Below are 18,621 nucleotides of genomic sequence, written 5' to 3' on the forward strand. Positions count from 1 at the left end.
AACTTAAATAGTATATTCTCTTGCTATGGCACTTCTTAAGAACTGACAATATTGTATTCTCTTTGAGATAGGAAGGCTCATATCAATTCTTTCTTGTTCGGGTGGGGTGTTCTAACTCTTTTTCTAACAACGAAGTGGCTTAGTTCTAACAATATTTTGTAAGGTGCTTAATAGTCCGCACCATTGGTGCTTAGCCTTAGCACTATTGGTGTTGATGCTTCGCACCATTGGTGTTGAGCATCAATACCATGAAAGAAAATGGTAGGAAAGGCTGATTGATGTCGTAAAATAATATCTAATAGGAGATTATTGAAAACTCAGATAAGAATGCTTTATTTGCCAATAATAAATGAAATGGTGTAAGCGTTTTTGTGTTTTTTATCATTCTACATCTTTTGATTACAGATTTCTTTTGTATATTTGCAGTTGTAATTTGTTACTGATTGAAAACAAAAGTATGTTTATGAGAAATTATTTAAAATATCTTATGCTATTTTTGGCTATGACTTTTAGTTATAGCGTGTTGGCTCAAAGTGTTCAATGGCGTGATCAACATAAGGTGAAACGTAAGGAAACCATCTTTGGTATTGCTAAAGAATATGGTGTTACTATTCCACAACTTCTTGATGCTAACCCTGCAATGAAGCAGGCTGGTTATGAACTGAAGAAAGGTGATTTAATCTTTGTACCATATTCAAAGGAGGGCGATTTCCTTCCAGATGGTTCTGTGAAAGGTAAGACGGACAAGAAAGCTGCTGCAAAGTCTACTGTTGCTCAGGCTCCTGTAAAGGCTGTTAATGCTATCCGAGTTGGTGTTATGCTTCCTTTGCATAATCAAGATGGAGATGGAAAACGTATGGTTGAATACTATCGTGGTATCTTGTTGGCTCTTAATCAGTTGAAGAGTGAGGGAATTACTACAGAGGTTCACGCTTGGAATGTACCTAAGGGTGCTGATATTCGTAATACCTTGCTTGAGCCAAATGCTTCAAAGTTAGATGTTATCTTTGGCCCTCTTTATTCAGAACAGGTAAAACCATTGGCGGACTTCTGCCGTGCGTACGATATTAAACTCGTTATTCCTTTCTCTATAACAGGCAATGATGTAGAAACAAATCCTAATATTTTCCAAGTATATCAGACAGAGGCTTCGTTGACAAACAAGGCGATAGCAGCTTTCTTAGAGCGTTTCCAGAAGTCACATCATCCAATCTTTATTAATTGTAAGGACGAGACAAGTCAGGTGGGTGAGTTCACAACAAGCTTGAGAAAGCAGCTTGATTTACAGAAAATCAAGTATAATCTCACAAGTTTAAAGTCATCGAATGCAGACTTTTCAAAGCATTTTGATGCTACTCGTCCAAATGTTGTGATTCTTAATTCAGAGAAAAGTCCACAGTTGAATGAGGTGTTTAATAAACTGGCTCAGTTGAAGAAAGCGCGCCCTGGTATTGCGATTAGCCTTTATGGTTATAACCAGTGGTTTGTTTATCAGGATTATTATCTTGACCAATACTTCAAGTATAACACTTATATCCCATCTACCTATTATTATAATAAGGCAGCGGATAAGACTAAGGAACTCGAAGCAAAGTATACAGAGCAGTATGGTGAGCCTATGTCAAGACAGTATATTCCACGTATGGCAATTACTGGCTATGATCAAGCACAGTTCTTTGTACGTGGCTTAAAGGCTAATGGAAAGAACTTTAAGGGTACTGCTGCTGAGGTTAAGTATCGTCCATTGCAGACACGTTATGACTTTGTTCGTGTAGGACAGGGCGGATATATCAATGATAACTTCCAGCTGGTTCACTTCAAGACAGACCAGACAATGGAGAATCTTGTCTATTAAACAGTTGTAGAGAACCTTATTCAAAAATGAAGAATAGAATCTCAAGATTATTAGTTGTTGTCCTACTTGCGCTGCCGTTGACTGCTGCAGCGCAGATAGGAGACCATCGTAACGACTTTGCTATTGGTGTAAATGGTGGTTACATACTCTCTAATGTGGGCTTCACTCCGAGTGTAAGACAATCTATTCATGGTGGTGTAACCGGAGGATTGAGTGTGCGTTATGTGTGCGAGAAGTACTTTAATACTATTTGTTCTATCTATGGTGAGGTGAACTATGCCTCAATCGGATGGAAAGAGAAGATACTGACGGGTACTGATCAGCCTGTTATCAACTCTAATGGGGCTGCTGAAGCGTATTCACGCACTGTTAACTATATTCAGATTCCGGTCTTCGCACACCTTGCATGGGGGCGTGAACAGAATGGTTTTAACTTCTTTTTCCAAGCAGGACCGCAGTTAGGACTCTATCTTGGAGAATCAACTTCTAAGAATTATGATACTCCTAACCTTGCTAATGATGGTACAGGGCGAAGTAATGCGGTAACAGCACAGGAGTCAATGCCAGTAGAAAAGAAGTTAGACTACGGTATTGCAGCTGGCTTAGGTTTAGAGTATAGCAACCGACATGTAGGTCATTTCCTACTTGAAGCCCGTTACTACTATGGATTGAGTAATATCTATGGAAGCTCAAAGAAAGACTATTTTGGCAAGTCTAACTATGGTAACATCGTTGTTAAGGCTACCTACCTTTTTGACATTGTAAAAACAAAGTAATAATTAACCTATAATTTTATCATTATGTTTGAGAACCAACCTAAAGCACTGTATGCATTGGCATTAGCCAATACTGGTGAGCGTTTCGGCTATTATACCATGATAGCTGTTTTCTCTTTATTTTTAAGAGCCAATTTCGGGTTATCTGGTGATACAGCTGGCTTGATTTATGGTGTTTTCCTTGCCTTAGTTTATTTCTTGCCATTGGTCGGTGGTATCATGGCCGACAAGTTTGGCTATGGAAAGATGGTGACTATTGGTATTATCGTCATGTTTGCGGGCTATCTATTCTTGTCTATCCCATTGGGTGGAGGAGTAATGGGCTATGCAGCAATGTTTGGTGCTTTGCTACTTGTTAGTCTTGGAACAGGCTTGTTCAAGGGTAACCTACAGGTGATGGTGGGTAATCTTTATGATGCACCAGAACTGTCAGCAAAGCGCGATTCAGGTTTCTCTATCTTCTACATGGCAATCAACATTGGTGCACTCTTTGCTCCTACAGCAGCTGTGAGAATTAAGGAATGGGCTGAGCATTCGCTTGGCTATTCTGGTAATGATGCTTACCACTTCTCTTTTGCAGTTGCTTGTGTTTCCTTGATCGTTTCTATGATGATTTATTATGCTTTCCGCAGCACATTCAGACATGTTGAAGCTGGTGCAGGTAAGAGTAAGAAGACTGACACTACAGTTGCTACAGAAGAACTCACCCCACAGCAGACTAAGGAGCGTATCGTTGCACTTTGTCTTGTTTTTGCTGTTGTTATCTTCTTCTGGATGTCGTTCCATCAGAATGGTCTTACACTGACTTTCTTTGCTGATGAGTTTGTTAGTCCAAAGTCAGAGGGTGTGCAAACAATGGCATTTGATGTAATCAACCTTGTGATGATTATCTTCATGATTTACAGTTTAATGTCATTCTTCCAGAGTAAAACTTCTAAGGCTAAGCTGATTTCTACTGTTGTATTCCTTGCAGCCGTAGGAGTATTGGTTTATAAGTATCATAACATCGGTGGTCCTGTTGATGTTAGTGCTCCTATTTTCCAGCAGTTTAACCCATTCTATGTAGTAGCTTTGACTCCTGTCAGTATGGCAATCTTTGGTGCTTTAGCAGCTAAAGGTAAGGAGCCAACTGCGCCTCGTAAGATTGCTTACGGTATGATTATCGCAGGTAGTGCTTACTTGCTTATGGTTTTGGCATCACGTGGTTTGTTGACTCCTAACCAGCAGGCTGCAGCAAAGGCTGCAGGCGAGACTGTTCCATTTGCTTCTGGTAACTGGTTGATTGGTACCTATCTCATTCTTACTTTTGGTGAGTTGTTGCTTAGTCCTATGGGTATCAGCTTCGTTAGTAAGGTTGCTCCTCCAAAGTATAAGGGTACAATGATGGGTGGATGGTTTGTTGCTACAGCTATCGGTAACCTGCTTGTCAGCGTTGGTGGTTTCTTGTGGAACGACATACCTCTGACAATTGTATGGTCTGTCTTTATTGTACTTTGTCTTCTCTCTGCAGGATTCATGTTCTTGATGATGAAGCGTTTGGAGAAGGTTGCATAAAGGTAGCGCCTCGCGGATTTAGATTTTATGATATAATAAAAGGCTGAACTCAAAGAAAGAGTTCAGCCTTTTATCATGTAATCATATCTGAATGACCAATATCTCTATCATATAAGTAAGTCGATTAGCGTCTTACTCTCTTATTATAAGGGTGATAATCCTTCCTTCTTTTTATCCTTTTATCAACGTGTTGTAGCCTAACACATAATGTGCGAACGCCCCGCACATGTTGTGCGGAGCGTTCGCACTAATGGTGCTAAGCACTAAATACCTTGTAATCTATTATTAGAAGGTGTGTAATTTATTATCAAAAAAGGGCTACACAGTCCTAAACACATAGTGCTTATTTGATTAGGGGCTTGCTACGCTAAGTTATAGAAGTTCATCTACTTTAGTTTTTCAGCTAAATACTTACCTGTCAAACTCTCCTTGCAGAGAGCCACCTCTTCTGGTGTAGCAGCTATTACGAGGTTTCCACCCTTATCACCTCCATCAGGGCCAAGGTCGATGACATGGTCAGCACACTTGATGACATCAAGGTTATGTTCGATGACTAATATCGTATGTCCACGTTCGATGAGCGCATTGAAAGCATGCAGTAGACGATCGATATCATGGAAGTGTAGACCCGTTGTTGGCTCATCAAAGATGAAGAGTGTTGGTTCTTGCTGTTCCTGTCCGATGAAGTAGGCAAGTTTCACACGTTGGTTCTCACCGCCAGAGAGTGTAGAAGAACTTTGTCCGAGTTTGATGTAACCTAATCCAACATCTTCCAACGGTTTAAGTTTATTGACAATCGCTTTGCGTTTGTGCTCACTGAAGAATTGGATAGCCTCAGACACAGTCATATTCAAGACGTCGTTGATATTCTTACCTTGGAACTGTACGTCAAGAATCTCACGCTTAAAGCGTTGTCCGTGACACTCCTCACACTCTAAGACAAGGTCTGCCATAAACTGCATCTCCACTGTAATGACACCTGCACCCTTACATTCTTCGCAGCGTCCCCCCTCAGTGTTGAATGAAAAATACTGTGGTGTAAAGCCCATCTGCTTTGAGAGTTGTTGCTCGGCAAAGAGCTTTCTTATTTCGTCGTATGCCTTTACGTATGTGGCGGGGTTAGAGCGTGTACTCTTACCGATAGGGTTCTGATCTACAAACTCAACGTGTTTAATCTGCTTCCAGTCACCTCCAAGAGAAGAATATTCGCCAGGTGTGTCGGCAACCTCGTCTAAATGACGTTTGAGGGCAGGGTAGAGGATTCCTTTCACAAGGGAAGACTTACCGCTACCACTGACTCCTGTCACCACAGTAAAGACATTCAGAGGGAACTTTACGTCAATACCTTTAAGGTTATTCATGCGTGCCCCCTTCAATTCTATCGCCATATTCCATGGTCGACGACTTGTAGGTGTTTCGATAACTTCCGTTCCTGTGAGGTATTTAATGGTATATGAACGAGGGTACTGCTCCAATAATTGCAGTGATTGAGCATTCTTTTTTTCTTTAATGTCTCCCTCTATTCGCTTGATATCAGATACTTTACCTTCGAACACAATCTCACCACCAAGTCGACCTGCATCTGGTCCAACGTCAATCAAGTAGTCGGCAGCACGCATAATTTCCTCATCATGTTCCACGACAACCACTGTGTTACCTAATGCTTGAAGTTCCTTTAGTACGTGAATGAGGCGATCTGTGTCACGACTATGCAAACCAATGGAAGGTTCGTCAAGTATATAGAGTGAGCCAACGAGGGAAGAACCAAGGGAGGTTGTAAGATTGATGCGTTGACTTTCACCACCACTCAATGAGTTTGATTGGCGGTTAAGAGTGAGATAGCCCAATCCTACATCTAAAAGGAACTGCAAACGACTTGTTATTTCGGTCATCAATCGCTTACTGACTTCCTTTTCATGCTCTGTTAGTTTTAGATTGTCAAACCATTGTTTAAGGTTGATGATTGGCATATCAACGAGGTCGGTGATAGCCATGCCACCTATCTTCACCCATGTAGCTTCTTTCTTTAGCTTCGTGCCATGGCAGTCTGGGCAAACTGTTTTGCCACGATAACGGCTGAGCATGACACGGTATTGAATCTTGTATTGGTTCTCTTTCAACATTTGGAAGAAGGTATCAATACAGATACGGTCGTGAATGTCTTTCTTTCTTTCGCTTGGTAGACCCTTCCAAAGACTTTCTTTTTCAGCCTTAGTTAGTTCAAAATAAGGCTTAAAGATAGGGAAGTTGTCTTTTGCAGCACGTCTGCAGAACTCATCTTTCCATGCTGCCATCTTCTCGCCGTGCCAACATTGTACACAGCCATCATAGACAGAAAGAGACGAGTCAGGGATAACTAACTTCTCATCGATTCCGATGACACGACCAAAACCCTCACAAGTCGGGCATGCACCGAGGGGAGAATTGAACGAAAACATATTATCGTTCGGTTCTTCAAAGCGTATGCCGTCTGCTTCAAAACGCGTAGAGAAATCATAGGTAAGCTTAGCTGGCAGAATCATTAACTGCATATTGCCGTCGCCCTCATAAAAAGCTGTCTCGCATGAGTCAGTGAGTCGGGTCAGTGTATCTTTATAGTTGTCAACTGACAAACGGTCAATAACGAGATAGATATTCTTTGCTTTATCCTTTGCCGTGCTTTTATTGTCATCATCAGCAGGGTTTTGTTCAAGCCAGTCTTCTATGCGGATAAAGTCATTATCTACATAGATACGTGCATAACCTTCCTGCATCTCCATCTCAAGTTGGTTCTGTACGCTTCGTCCTTCAACGATGTGGAGTGGGGCAAGGATACAGAACTTTGTTCCTTCTGAGTAGGACATGACTTTCTCAATGACGTCTTCAACGGAATGATGCTTTACCTCTTCGCCAGTAATAGGACTAAAAGTCCTACCTATACGAGCATAGAGAAGACGGAGGTATTCGTATATCTCGGTAGAAGTACCCACCGTTGAGCGTGGATTACGTGAAATAACCTTTTGCTCAATGGCGATAGCAGGGGGGAGTCCTTTGATAAAGTCGACCTCAGGTTTAGACATTCTGCCTAAGAACTGACGGGCATAAGCAGAAAGACTTTCCACATATCGGCGTTGTCCTTCAGCGTAGAGTGTGTCGAAAGCAAGCGATGACTTGCCCGAACCTGATACGCCAGTAATGGCAACAAACTTACCTTGAGGGATTCTTACATCTATATTTTTTAGGTTGTTAACCTTAGCTCCTTTTACCTCAATATATTTATTCATATTTTTCAACTTTATTCTACATTTATCCTTACATACTCTTAAAAGAGATTTAAAGGATTAATCGCAAGATGCAAAATTACAAAAAAACTTTGGTTCTTTCTGATATTTACTTTATATTTGCAAGCGATATTTGATTTTAAAAGAACACAATTATGAGAGTTAAGAAATTATTGGTTATTGCTTTGTTAGCCCTTCCAATGATGGGTATGGCACAAAGCTCATATGAGCAGATAGGTGAATCTGCAAACATTACACAGTTTGAAAACAAGCAGAATAGCGCAGCTTACCAGCAATGGTTGAGCCAGTATGAAGAGTGTGGTCGTCAGATCAATGCTATATCTGAGCAGTACCAGCGTGAGGTTGAGAAGCGTGGCTATCCAAAGAAGAAGACTGTCAAGGCTAAGATGGCACTTGTAAATCAGTATATCAGTTTGTTGCAGCAGCAGCGTGATTCACCAGAACTGAATCAGGGTGTTGATCTTGACAAGGTGAATAGTAAGATTACTATGTGGCAGGAACAGCTTGAAGGTTTGGCTGCTTTGCTGAAGAAGATTTAAATCGTATTATATTGTAATGTTAAAAGAGCTGTAACCGCTTTGGCAGTTACAGCTCTTTTTTGTTTTATTGCTCTTCACCATCAGTGTTAAGCAGAATCTTTTTATTTCCTTTCTTTGCTTCGAAATAAGGTGGTTCATCTCTTAGCGATATACTGTCATAGATGAAAGGTGCAATAATAGTATCCTTACCGTCAGGAAGTATCAAGCCAAGTTTACCATCTAATTGGGCTATGAGCGGCATTGTTAGTAAGTCGTCAACATAGACATAACAAGTACGAAGGAACTCATACTTCGGTTCAACGAGTGTACGTCCTCTGTGATCGAGAATACCAAACTTTCCTTTTCGTTCGATAACCTCATGATACTGAATATAAATCTCACGTATAAGGTTCAGATACTTCACCATCTTTCGTTTATCGTTGACCAATGTTACAAGGTAATCGAAGGTGTCAGAGTAGTTTGCCATAGCACGAGCTAAGACAATCTTCATGTCTAATCCTTTGATAACCTTGCGGTTCAAGTCGATGTATCGTGCAATAGCAGCCTCCTTTTCCTTCATCGGTAGGTCTTTCAGATGCTCTTCAAAGCGTAACATCTGTTGTTTGCTGCCGTGCATGGCTTTGATGTATCTATGTATCTGTCGCCCCATTTCGATGCACACGAAATGGCGAATCTGCTGCTCCTCTATAGGGTCAGCGTATTCCTGGTTGAAGTTGTCTTGCGTAATCATGGGCTTTTTCTCCTTTGTTTTTGCCAAAGATACTGACTTTTAATAGTTCTACCAAGGAATTAAAAGAATTTAATTCAAATGTTTTTGAAATGTCTTTATTTTCGGCTTTAGACTAAAAGTTAAGCTCAACATCTTTACCAAATGGAGCAAGGGACAGGCCTGCCATTTTGAAGTGTTGCTTGGCAAAAGGAATACCTATAATCGTGATGGCAAGAAGTAGTCCAAAGAAGATGTGGATAAGACATGCCCATAAACCACCAAAGATTATCCAAATGATATTGAGTGGAATGGTGATACAGCCTGAAAGACTTTCTCCATCTCTCACTTCTGCCCCAAAAGGCCATAGGCACAAGAGTCCGAGCTTGAATGTTTGTACTGCAGCTGGTATGCCGATAATGGTGATGGCAAGTGCTAAACTACCTGTGAAATAACCGATAGCAGCCTCTAATCCGCCAAATATCCACCAAATGATGTTTCCAAGAATACGCATAATTTATTGTTGAATTAAGATGTTAAAGTGCAGAGGACTCCTCTGCTTAAATGTTATAAGGTAAGTTCCGAATCTAATTCTACCAACATCTTGCTTTCGTTTCAGCATCATGTTGTGTGGTGTGGAGCGTTAACACCATTGGTGCGAACCATTAGCACCATTGGTGCGGAGCATCAGCACGTCGCTTGAAGATAAGAAGAATGATTCGTTATGGTCGTTACATTATATGTATAAGATGCTAATGAATAACCTATGTGGGATATGTAGAATAGATAACAGAAATCGTTTATAAGGATTATATGAAGTCTGTAATTTCTTCTAATGTCTTCCGCTTCTTCTCATTCGTTGGACAGTCGTCGGCTATGTGACCGATAGGAATGATGGCAATAGGCTCAAAATCTGTATATGGAAAGGTCTCCTTTAGTTTGGCTACATTAAAGTTACATACCCAACAACTACCTAAGCCTCGCTCTGTTGCAGCCAAGCAAAGATGTTCAGTAGCAATGGCAACATCAATATCGCCATGCTGCTTGTTGTCTTCTTTGCGTATCCAGTTCTTTTCAACCTCACGCATACAAATGATGTAGAGCGGTGCCGACTTGAACCATTCGCGGTCGTAGCATTCTTGTAGTTGCTTGCGTGCCTCATCCGACTTCACTATAACAAACTTCCATGGCTGTTTGTTGACAGCCGATGGTGCCATACGTGCCACCTCAAGGATATATTGTAAGTCTTCTTCTGATACAGGGGTGTCACTATATTTGCGTACAGAAAAGCGCTTTTTAGATAGTTCTAATATGTTCATAACCTGATAAATATAAGCTTTCCAAGTGGATTAAGCTATGAAGTGTTTTGTTGTTTATACTCTCGCTATAAGTGGTTCTACTTATTGTAACTCCTCTTTATAATATAGTATCGCCTTAATGGCAATCTGTTCCGCTTCCTCGATGGTACAATTTAGTCTTCCACCTGATGCGTCAGCATGACCGCCACCATTGAAGAATTTTGCTGCCATAGGCTGACAGTGGAAGCCATTGCAAGAACGAAGACTCACGAGTACAGTCTTAGGTTTCTCAGTATCTTCTCGTAATGAGATACTCAGTTTAAGTCCTTTTATCTGCTGTGGAATATTAACAAGTCCCTCCATGTCTCCCTTGATGAAATGGAACTGTGCCATCTCTTCTTTTGTTACGGTATAATAGGATGCGTGCAACTCCTCAATCACCTTCATCTTGTTGAGGATGATGTGTGCACGGAGGCGGAGGGCATTGGTAGAGTAGTTATGGAATACACGGTTATAAATCTCGTCCTTATCAATATTCTTTGCAAGAAGCTGACCGATAATATAGAATATCTCTGGGCGTGACGAATTATAGGTGAAGCCACCAGTGTCTGTCATCATACCACAATAAATGCAGGACGCACATTGGGTTGTCATCTTCTCGTAGCCATCTAACTGACTAATCAGACGGAAGACAATCTCACAGGTACTTGACATTTCTGGATGTGAAACCGTCAATGCGTTGTTTGTTTCAGGTTCTAAGTGGTGGTCGATGAGTAGGCGAGGGGCTGTGGAAGACTCCAAAACCTCTTGCATTGCATCTACACGTGAGTTTTGGTTGAAGTCAAGACAGCAAACAAGGTCAGCTTCCTTAAACGCCTTCTCTACCTCCTTTGGTCGTCTGTCATAACGAATAACGGAATTATGTCCTGGAAGCCAATGCAGGAAGTCGGGTGTAGCGTCAGGCATACATACCTTGATATTGGTCTTACCAATCTGGTTTAGATAATGCATCCATGCCAGTGACGAACCTGTTGCATCCCCATCTGGTGACTTATGAGCACAGATTACGATGTTTGTTGCATTGGAAAGAAGATTGCGTAGTGTTGCAATCTCTTCTTGATTCAGTAGGTTTAATTCCATTATAGCTATAAGCTTTGGTGTGTGTTTGAAAGGTGTGTGGGTTGTTATACCCGATGTGTATTGAGGTGAGAGAAATAAAAAGCCCTGCCTGGATACCCCTCTTACATCCTGAAATACTGAAGAATGTATACGGAGATAGTACCCAGGCAGGGTTATGAATTAGAACAATTTAGCTGGATATGTACCATCATCAACCAGTGACTGAATCTTGTCAACCACGCTCTGACGATCGGCAGCGTAGGTAACGCCAAACCACTTGCTGGTAGTGTCAAGCACCTTCACGGTAGATGTACCATCGTTGATGAGCTTGTTTACCATCAATGGGATGAAGTATTCAGACTTCTTATTCTCCATGTTCTTTGGATCCGAGAGGAACTCCTTGAAGTATGCCTCGCTGTACTCGAAGTAGTCTGGTGTGAAGCCCCATACATTCATAGATACAGGAGTGTTCTCACCAACAGCAACCCACTCACCATTGTTGTCTTTATACTTGATTTCGCCATCGCGACGCTCAATCTCTGTACGCTCAACAACAGTTGTCAAGTTTCCTTCAGCATCGGTAGAGCAGATACCACGAGCAACAGTACCATTCTCGCTCAGTGTGTTACCTACGCGGAAACCAACCATTGCATACTTGTCTCTTGCACCTTCTGGGAGGTCAGCAAGGAACTTACCGATAACCTTGAAGCAATCACGGTTATAGAAGTCATCGCAGTTGATAACGCAGAATGGCTCTTTGATAACATCTTTTGCCATCAATACCGCATGGTTTGTACCCCATGGCTTCTCACGACCTTCAGGTACAGAGAATCCTTCTGGCAGTGCATCGATGCTCTGGAAAACAAGTTCTGCAGGGATATGACCCTCATACTTTGAAAGAACTTGGCTGCGGAACTGCTCCTCGAAATCCTTACGGATAACAAAAACAATCTTACCAAATCCAGCCTGGATAGCATCATAGATAGAGTAATCCATAATGGTCTCACCATTAGGACCCAGTTCGTCGAGCTGCTTCAGCCCACCGTAGCGGCTTCCCATACCTGCCGCAAGGAGTAATAATGTAGGTTTCATTTTCTTTTTTATATCGTTAAATTATATATTATGTTCTGAATGCAAAGGTAAGAAAAATATGGGATATATAATTATTTTATGTTATGAATTATGAGAGTTAAGTATGTTGTTCGTTTTTAACTTTTTCAAGTTTAATTCAAATCACTCGTTATAGCCTAACATTTATCATTCTTATTTAGAATGGTATTGTTTATTACTATCTTTCATTTTCTTATCAATATTTCGTCTATCTTTCTAATTTTTCATACTCTACAACGCTATATTACAAAGTATTATGTCATATAAAGGCGCCCTTATTTATAAGTTTTCTGAAAGGTAATAATGTTCTTGGTGTTTTGAATTTTGTTTACATTGCTTCTCGCTTTCTCCTTAAAAAAGAACTAAAAAGCACTATTTTGAGTGCTTTTGTAACTCTTTTGTTATAAGATAGTTACAGGGCTGGGTTTAAAAAGGTGCTTACTTGGCTTTTAAAAGGGCGTTAGTAAGACTTCAAAAGGGCATCTTTTGCAAGTCAATTGGGCGTTAATTCGAATGCAATTTGTGCTCTTTTAAAAATGAGTATGTGAAAAAAATATGACAAAAAAGTTGTTTCTACTCTTTCTCTGACCGTATGATTAGCATCCAAATGGAAGTTAGAGTGGGGAAGTGTTAGGCACGTTTCATGAGAATAGCGCGCTCTTTGGGTGAGAACTTCTCTATTGCATAACGTAGCATGGTACGGGGCATGTCTGCTCGATGGCTCATCACGTAATCATAAAGTCGCTCAGAATCACGCTTTCCAGCTTCACGAAGCATCCAACCAATAGCTTTGTGCATGAGGTCGTGTGGGTGCTGCATCATTAGGTCGCTCAGTGCATAGGTGTCTTCTAATTGTCCTTTACGAATGAATGCGTATGTTGATACGATGGCGATGCGATTATCCCATAGTAGTGGACTTTGAGCTAAATGATAAAGAATGTCACGTGATTTGTCAAGTAAGTATTCGCCTATGATGAAGCGACAAGATAGGTCAACAAGGTCCCAGTTATTGATTCGCTTAGTTTGAGAAAGGTAAAGATTGAATAGCTCTTTGCGTAAAGCTTCGTCTTTTTTCTTACTTTTCTCTACCATTATGATTAAGGCACAAAGGCGCACTTCATGCCATTCTGACTGTATCAGCTCTCGTATCTCCTCTATGGATATGTCTTTGTGTAACTTGGCAATAGCTCTGATATTGGGAACAGTGACGCCTAAGAAGCGGTCGCCTTCTCCATATTCTCCTTTGCCAGCCTTAAAGAACCTCGGGAAAATCTCTCGTTTTTCAGCATTTGACAGTGCTTGAAGTTCACTTGTAATAGTCTTAGTAATCTGTTTCATAATTAATTCTTTATTGTTTTACCATATTCTTTTTCTAATGCAAAGATAATTATTTTCTTTTGTTTTTAGTCGAATAGGTAAGAAGAACTGACAGATTGTCAGTAAGTCCTTTTGGCATAGTTTTCGTATAATTGAAGGCGAAATGACTTGATGACAGGTCATATACAGAATGAAAATTAAAATCTTAAAACATATACAATTATGACAGTTAAACCTTTAGCAGACAGAGTCCTCGTGCTTCCAGCACAGGCAGAAGAGAAAGTTGGTGGTATTATCATCCCAGACACAGCCAAGGAAAAACCACAGCGTGGTAAGGTTGTTGCCGTTGGTAATGGCACTAAGGATGAGGAGATGATTCTCAAGGTTGGCGATGAGGTTCTCTATGGTAAGTACGCTGGTACTGAACTTGAGAATGAGGGTGAGAAGTATTTGATGATGCGTCAGAGCGACGTGTTGGCAGTTGTTGAGTAACACTTCTCCTATTCTCTCTTTATAAAAAGGTCTTAAAATAGCTGTAGTTTGGCCATTCTGTTATATCTTGTAGAATGATGTTATACATATAAGAGATAAAAAAGAATAGCAAACAACGCATAAATAAACAATCAAAATAAAGGAATAAAGAAAATGGCGAAAGAGATAAAATTCAATTCAGACGCACGTGAACTCTTGAAGAGTGGTGTTGATCAGTTGGCAAATGCAGTGAAGGTAACACTCGGTCCTAAGGGGCGTAATGTTGTTATCGGTAAGAAGTTTGGTGCTCCACAGATTACTAAGGACGGTGTTACCGTGGCTAAGGAGGTAGAGCTTGAGGATAACTTTGAGAATGCTGGTGCACAGCTTGTTAAGAGTGTTGCAAGCAAGACTGGTGATGATGCTGGTGACGGTACAACAACTGCTACTATCCTCACACAGGCAATTGTTACTGAAGGATTGAAGAATGTTACAGCAGGTGCAAACCCAATGGACCTTAAGCGTGGTATCGACAAGGCTGTAGCTAAGGTTGTTGATCATATTAAGGCTTCTGCAGAGGTAGTTGGTGACAACTATGACAAGATAGAGCAGGTAGCTACTGTAAGTGCTAACAACGACCCTGAAATAGGTAAGTTGCTCGCAGATGCTATGCGTAAGGTGTCTAAGGATGGTGTTATCACTATCGAAGAGAGCAAGACTCGTGAGACAAGTATCGGTGTTGTTGAGGGTATGCAGTTCGATCGTGGTTACCTCTCTGGTTACTTCGTAACAGATACAGATAAGATGGAGTGTGATATGGAGAACCCATATATCCTCATCTACGATAAGAAGATTTCAAATGTTAAGGACTTTCTTCCAATTCTCCAGCCAGCTGCAGAGAGTGGTCGTCCATTGTTGGTCATTGCAGAGGATGTTGACTCAGAGGCATTGACAACATTGGTTGTAAACCGTCTTCGTGCAGGTTTGAAGATTTGTGCTGTTAAGGCTCCAGGCTTTGGCGACCGTCGTAAAGCAATGCTTGAGGATATCGCTGTGTTGACAGGTGGTGTGGTAATCAGCGAGGAGAAGGGTCTTTCACTTGATAAGGCAACTCTTGAGATGTTGGGTACAGCGAAGAAGGTTACTATCTCTAAGGACAACACAACTATCGTTGATGGTGCTGGTGAGAAGGAAGCAATCAAGGACCGTGTGGCTCAAATTAAGAACGAGATTGCAGCTTCAACAAGCTCATACGATAAGGAGAAGTTGCAGGAGCGCTTGGCTAAGCTCTCTGGTGGTGTAGCTGTTCTCTATGTTGGTGCTAACTCTGAGGTAGAGATGAAGGAGAAGAAGGACCGCGTTGACGATGCACTCTGCGCTACTCGTGCTGCAATGGAAGAGGGTGTAGTTGTTGGTGGTGGTACCACTTACATCCGTGCTCAGGAAGCATTGAAGGACCTTAAGGGTGAGAATGCTGACGAGCAGACAGGTATCAATATTGTTTGTCGTGCTATTGAGGAGCCTCTCCGTCAGATTATCGCTAATGCAGGTGGTGAAGGTGCTGTTGTAGTAAATAAAGTTCGTGAGGGTAAGGGTGACTATGGTTACAATGCTCGTAAGGATGTTTATGAGGACCTTCGTGCTGCAGGTGTTATCGACCCAGCTAAGGTTTCTCGTGTTGCACTTGAGAATGCAGCTTCAATCGCAGGTATGTTCCTGACAACTGAGTGTCTTATTGTAGACAAGGTTGAGGATACTCCAGCTATGCCAGCTGCTCCAGGTATGGGTGGTATGATGTAATAAGCGTTTTATCAAGATATTATAAAATAAAAGGAAGACATTTATAGCGTCTTCCTTTTATTTTTTATTAATACGTTGTGTTCCTTGTTATTTTTTAGTTGTCTGTTTATAGCTGAGTTCTGTTCCTTTATTTATACTTAAAAGTTCCACTTTCTTATCGGTAATGTTTATGTGAACTTGAACAAAGTTACGTCCTCCTTGAGCAGCATCTGCTGTGTTAAAGAGTGTTCGGTATTTACTTTTTATTATCCCTTGGTCATTGTGGACTTCGTATGCATACAAATTAGCAAAGACATATTTCATATGCATTTTCTGATATCCGAAATATTGAACAAAATAATGGTCATATGGCAATGTGTTGTTGCTACTATTCAGCTCTTTCTTTAGAATTGTCTCAAATGCTCTGTACTCCTGCTTTGTAAGCTTATAATAAGAACAATTATCCCATAATTTGAATGGTTTTCCGTCCATCCATGTTATCATACCTTTGTAAGACATTTCTTGAGGTCTTTTATTCTTAGAATCAATAGCCCAAATGTATTTCTTTCTTTTTCTAATTGCTATCCATAAGAAGAAAGACAAAAGAAAAGTGGACCAAGGAACAATTATACTATAAATTGTTTCACTATTTGTGAAAACCTGATCTCTTTCTGTATCGTAGTATAGAGGAGTATTTTCAATGTCAGATTCTTGGCTATGAGATATTCCTACGTAATAATTTTTATTGTTATATAATATGTTTATAGTTACACCATTTCTGTTACCCCCTCGAGATATAATTTGTTCTCTTTTAATAAAGATAGGATGAGTGGTAGCAATAACTTCTTGTTTATGGTAATAATCAATAGAACAAAAAATAGAATAAAGTAGCACTAAAGCCTGTATTACGCTAATGTATATGCCTACTTTATTAAAGTAATGTTTAATCATTTCCTGCTATAATTTTGTTTTATCATTTGTTTAACAGTTTATACTATCTTTCTTCTAACTCGTAATAATATAGGTTCGAAGATGTGGAAAGTGGGAACAAAAGGCGAGGAATATTATTTCCCTCTGTGGAATTCACCACAATATTAGAAAGCAAACTTCTTCACCATTTTCTCGTTCTATCTCGAGTATGACACCTGCTATCGGAAGAAGAACAAACATAAGGATACATGATAAATACAAAATACTATTTAACATAGCAGAATCATGTTTTGCTTTATAAGCCATATGTATCCTAAAAAATATATAATTTATAATCATCTGATTCTATCTTATTACCAGTTAAGTACTCGACCATTTATATTGTGTTCCACTCTATAACGTTTAGCTTCTTTCCTCATTGGAATCAATCCCATGAAATCTAAGATTCTAATAGGATTCGCATAGACCGTTTAACGTAAGGTTCATTGATAACAGACGCTTACGCTGCTTGTCGTAGGCATAGGTAGTCTCCGTGCCATTACCGAGTTTCGTATAGACCGTATAACCCTCCTTATCGTAACCTATCTTATCAACAATAAAACTTTCATGCCCACTTATTGCTCGCAAATCGATAAAAATCTATGACTTTCTTATAGAGGAAGATCAGGAGTTAGGATTCTTGATTTATTCTTCGATACGAGTTTTATGTCAAAACTATTTCTTCTTTTTATTAAACTATCTCCTACCTGAACTGTATGTAGATCCCACTTTGAAGAAATATCTAATTTAAGAATCTGTCCCTTTCTATCGATACCATAAACATAATATTCGCGTGCTTCTTTCTTTATGCTCAAGACTTTCACACAATATGATTGCCCTTTAACGTATTGATTATAAGAGTTATTACTCAGATCATCTTGTTTAATAAAAATAAAAAAGAGAATAACACAGAACATTGGCCATAAAAAACGTTTTCTTAAAAGAAAGGTATTCATGGGCAACCTCCCTTCCTTGATACATCCAAACGTGCTGGCTTTACATTTAAACTCACTCCATATGACTTTGACAAATTAGTTTCATATAAAAGTCCCAAGTTTCCTACAGATAAGCCATTTAACATCCCAAGACCTATATAACTATCAAATGAGTTTAAATCATTTTTGTTTAGATACTCGTACATAACAAAAATTCTTATTTATATTCAGTAAAACAAAAAAACTTTGACTTTCTTTTGTATCCCACGTCGGTAAGTATCCTGCTTAATTGTCCATTCTCATAAATCATATTATTCTATTTGTTTGTATTTTAAATTATTAGTTTCTGCAAATATAAAAAAACTAATTTTACAAATCAAAGTTTGATGCTTACTTTTTATTACAGTTCCTAATAACAAACGACATACATTCCGTTAAAACACTTATAGATAGTACAAATGTAAACTTCGCCTTGTTGAGTTTCGTCAGCGACGTTGGGTTGGCGGCATTCGTGATACCGAGGATATTATCCACAGTATCATAACGATACCTATTTCCCATCACAGTCTGACTATCCGCTGTAAGCTTCATCACCTGCAGACGTTCACACTGCTTATCATAGGTATAGGTAGTCTCCGTGCCATTACCGAGTTTCGTATAGACCGTATGACCCTCCTTGTCGTAACCTATCCTGTTACCAATAACGCTCTGATGCCCCTGTTTATTTCTCGTAAGACGCTCAACCTGTCCGGCAGCATTGTAGTGATAGGTAACCACTTCACCATCAGGATAAGTTATCGTCTGCACACGGTTCCAGCTGTCATAGGAGCATTATAGGTATAGGACATAAAAAATAATATTGCTGTCCGGTAAAACTCAAATAACATATAAATCCTTGCGGAATTGTCTTTA

At 40.0% G+C, this 18,621-nt stretch carries 15 protein-coding genes and 1 pseudogene; 6 read left to right on the forward strand and 10 right to left on the reverse strand.

All coding sequences use genetic code 11. The features are described from left to right. The first annotated feature begins 463 nt into the window (after nucleotides 1-463). From HMPREF1505_RS12345 to HMPREF1505_RS12355, 3 genes are read left to right on the forward strand one after another with little or no spacing between them, the layout of a single operon-like run. Complete coding sequence (locus HMPREF1505_RS12345; RefSeq protein WP_036925953.1) at nucleotides 464-1,855, forward strand: ABC transporter substrate-binding protein; 1,392 nt, start codon at nucleotides 464-466, stop codon at nucleotides 1,853-1,855. A gap of 26 nt (nucleotides 1,856-1,881) precedes the next feature. Beyond that, nucleotides 1,882-2,631, forward strand: a complete 750-nt coding sequence (locus HMPREF1505_RS12350) for a porin family protein (RefSeq protein WP_036925891.1) — start codon at nucleotides 1,882-1,884, stop codon at nucleotides 2,629-2,631. A gap of 24 nt (nucleotides 2,632-2,655) precedes the next feature. After that, nucleotides 2,656-4,185, forward strand: coding sequence for a peptide MFS transporter (locus tag HMPREF1505_RS12355; RefSeq protein WP_036925894.1), 1,530 nt, complete (start codon nucleotides 2,656-2,658; stop codon nucleotides 4,183-4,185). Between the two features lie 386 nt (nucleotides 4,186-4,571). On the opposite strand, the gene uvrA is transcribed toward HMPREF1505_RS12355, so the two are convergent. Continuing rightward, complete coding sequence (gene uvrA, locus HMPREF1505_RS12360; protein WP_036925897.1) at nucleotides 4,572-7,448, reverse strand: excinuclease ABC subunit UvrA; 2,877 nt, start codon at nucleotides 7,446-7,448, stop codon at nucleotides 4,572-4,574. Nucleotides 7,449-7,600: 152 nt separating this feature from the next. Here uvrA and HMPREF1505_RS12365 point away from each other — a divergent pair, with 152 nt between their 5' ends. Then, nucleotides 7,601-8,005, forward strand: a complete 405-nt coding sequence (locus tag HMPREF1505_RS12365) for a hypothetical protein (protein ID WP_004361211.1) — start codon at nucleotides 7,601-7,603, stop codon at nucleotides 8,003-8,005. A 64-nt stretch (nucleotides 8,006-8,069) separates the two neighbouring features. On the opposite strand, the gene HMPREF1505_RS12370 is transcribed toward HMPREF1505_RS12365, so the two are convergent. The 6 genes from HMPREF1505_RS12370 to HMPREF1505_RS12395 form a co-directional block, all read right to left on the reverse strand. Further along, nucleotides 8,070-8,735 carry a hypothetical protein gene (locus HMPREF1505_RS12370; protein ID WP_036925900.1) on the reverse strand — a complete coding sequence of 222 codons (666 nt, stop codon included), beginning with the start codon at nucleotides 8,733-8,735 and terminating at the stop codon, nucleotides 8,070-8,072. Nucleotides 8,736-8,847: 112 nt separating this feature from the next. After that, nucleotides 8,848-9,225, reverse strand: a complete 378-nt coding sequence (locus HMPREF1505_RS12375; RefSeq protein WP_013264763.1) for a YccF domain-containing protein — start codon at nucleotides 9,223-9,225, stop codon at nucleotides 8,848-8,850. Nucleotides 9,226-9,520: 295 nt separating this feature from the next. Continuing rightward, nucleotides 9,521-10,030, reverse strand: coding sequence for a nitroreductase family protein (locus HMPREF1505_RS12380; protein ID WP_036925903.1), 510 nt, complete (start codon nucleotides 10,028-10,030; stop codon nucleotides 9,521-9,523). Nucleotides 10,031-10,111: 81 nt separating this feature from the next. Beyond that, nucleotides 10,112-11,149 carry a bifunctional oligoribonuclease/PAP phosphatase NrnA gene (locus HMPREF1505_RS12385; protein ID WP_004361207.1) on the reverse strand — a complete coding sequence of 346 codons (1,038 nt, stop codon included), beginning with the start codon at nucleotides 11,147-11,149 and terminating at the stop codon, nucleotides 10,112-10,114. 159 nt (nucleotides 11,150-11,308) lie between these two features. Further along, nucleotides 11,309-12,220, reverse strand: coding sequence for a sugar phosphate nucleotidyltransferase (locus HMPREF1505_RS12390; protein WP_036925906.1), 912 nt, complete (start codon nucleotides 12,218-12,220; stop codon nucleotides 11,309-11,311). A gap of 648 nt (nucleotides 12,221-12,868) precedes the next feature. Then, entirely contained in the window at nucleotides 12,869-13,576 is a 708-nt protein-coding gene (locus HMPREF1505_RS12395; RefSeq protein WP_036925909.1) for a DNA alkylation repair protein, read from the reverse strand. A gap of 201 nt (nucleotides 13,577-13,777) precedes the next feature. Here HMPREF1505_RS12395 and HMPREF1505_RS12400 point away from each other — a divergent pair, with 201 nt between their 5' ends. Both HMPREF1505_RS12400 and groL read left to right on the forward strand, forming a co-directional pair. After that, entirely contained in the window at nucleotides 13,778-14,047 is a 270-nt protein-coding gene (locus tag HMPREF1505_RS12400) for a co-chaperone GroES (protein ID WP_036925912.1), read from the forward strand. A gap of 153 nt (nucleotides 14,048-14,200) precedes the next feature. Continuing rightward, on the forward strand, nucleotides 14,201-15,826 hold the full coding sequence (groL, locus tag HMPREF1505_RS12405) for a chaperonin GroEL (protein ID WP_013263821.1): 1,626 nt from the start codon (nucleotides 14,201-14,203) through the stop codon (nucleotides 15,824-15,826). A gap of 87 nt (nucleotides 15,827-15,913) precedes the next feature. Here the strand turns inward: groL and HMPREF1505_RS12410 are convergent, their stop codons facing one another. The 3 genes and pseudogenes from HMPREF1505_RS12410 to HMPREF1505_RS12435 form a co-directional block, all read right to left on the reverse strand. Next, complete coding sequence (locus tag HMPREF1505_RS12410) at nucleotides 15,914-16,756, reverse strand: hypothetical protein (RefSeq protein WP_036925915.1); 843 nt, start codon at nucleotides 16,754-16,756, stop codon at nucleotides 15,914-15,916. Between the two features lie 426 nt (nucleotides 16,757-17,182). Beyond that, entirely contained in the window at nucleotides 17,183-17,362 is a 180-nt protein-coding gene (locus tag HMPREF1505_RS13380; RefSeq protein WP_036925920.1) for a hypothetical protein, read from the reverse strand. A gap of 812 nt (nucleotides 17,363-18,174) precedes the next feature. Continuing rightward, nucleotides 18,175-18,537 (reverse strand): annotated as a pseudogene (locus HMPREF1505_RS12435) (RHS repeat domain-containing protein); the annotation flags it as partial. Nucleotides 18,538-18,621: the final 84 nt, after the last annotated feature.

It is taken from the genome of Prevotella sp. ICM33, from assembly GCF_000517825.1.
Lineage (GTDB): Bacteria > Bacteroidota > Bacteroidia > Bacteroidales > Bacteroidaceae > Prevotella > Prevotella melaninogenica.

What these genes read in the sequence shown, in the direction of transcription:
- HMPREF1505_RS12375 (WP_013264763.1), bottom strand. Translation starts at nt 9,225, where the DNA reads ATGCGTATTCTTGGAAACATCATTTGGTGGATATTTGGCGGATTAGAG.
- HMPREF1505_RS12395 (WP_036925909.1), bottom strand. Translation starts at nt 13,576, where the DNA reads ATGAAACAGATTACTAAGACTATTACAAGTGAACTTCAAGCACTGTCA.
- HMPREF1505_RS12385 (WP_004361207.1), bottom strand. Translation starts at nt 11,149, where the DNA reads ATGGAATTAAACCTACTGAATCAAGAAGAGATTGCAACACTACGCAAT.
- HMPREF1505_RS12350 (WP_036925891.1), top strand. Translation starts at nt 1,882, where the DNA reads ATGAAGAATAGAATCTCAAGATTATTAGTTGTTGTCCTACTTGCGCTG.
- uvrA (WP_036925897.1), bottom strand. Translation starts at nt 7,448, where the DNA reads ATGAATAAATATATTGAGGTAAAAGGAGCTAAGGTTAACAACCTAAAA.
- HMPREF1505_RS12400 (WP_036925912.1), top strand. Translation starts at nt 13,778, where the DNA reads ATGACAGTTAAACCTTTAGCAGACAGAGTCCTCGTGCTTCCAGCACAG.
- HMPREF1505_RS12390 (WP_036925906.1), bottom strand. Translation starts at nt 12,220, where the DNA reads ATGAAACCTACATTATTACTCCTTGCGGCAGGTATGGGAAGCCGCTAC.
- HMPREF1505_RS12370 (WP_036925900.1), bottom strand. Translation starts at nt 8,735, where the DNA reads ATGATTACGCAAGACAACTTCAACCAGGAATACGCTGACCCTATAGAG.
- HMPREF1505_RS12380 (WP_036925903.1), bottom strand. Translation starts at nt 10,030, where the DNA reads ATGAACATATTAGAACTATCTAAAAAGCGCTTTTCTGTACGCAAATAT.
- HMPREF1505_RS12355 (WP_036925894.1), top strand. Translation starts at nt 2,656, where the DNA reads ATGTTTGAGAACCAACCTAAAGCACTGTATGCATTGGCATTAGCCAAT.
- HMPREF1505_RS12410 (WP_036925915.1), bottom strand. Translation starts at nt 16,756, where the DNA reads ATGATTAAACATTACTTTAATAAAGTAGGCATATACATTAGCGTAATA.
- groL (WP_013263821.1), top strand. Translation starts at nt 14,201, where the DNA reads ATGGCGAAAGAGATAAAATTCAATTCAGACGCACGTGAACTCTTGAAG.
- HMPREF1505_RS12345 (WP_036925953.1), top strand. Translation starts at nt 464, where the DNA reads ATGAGAAATTATTTAAAATATCTTATGCTATTTTTGGCTATGACTTTT.
- HMPREF1505_RS12365 (WP_004361211.1), top strand. Translation starts at nt 7,601, where the DNA reads ATGAGAGTTAAGAAATTATTGGTTATTGCTTTGTTAGCCCTTCCAATG.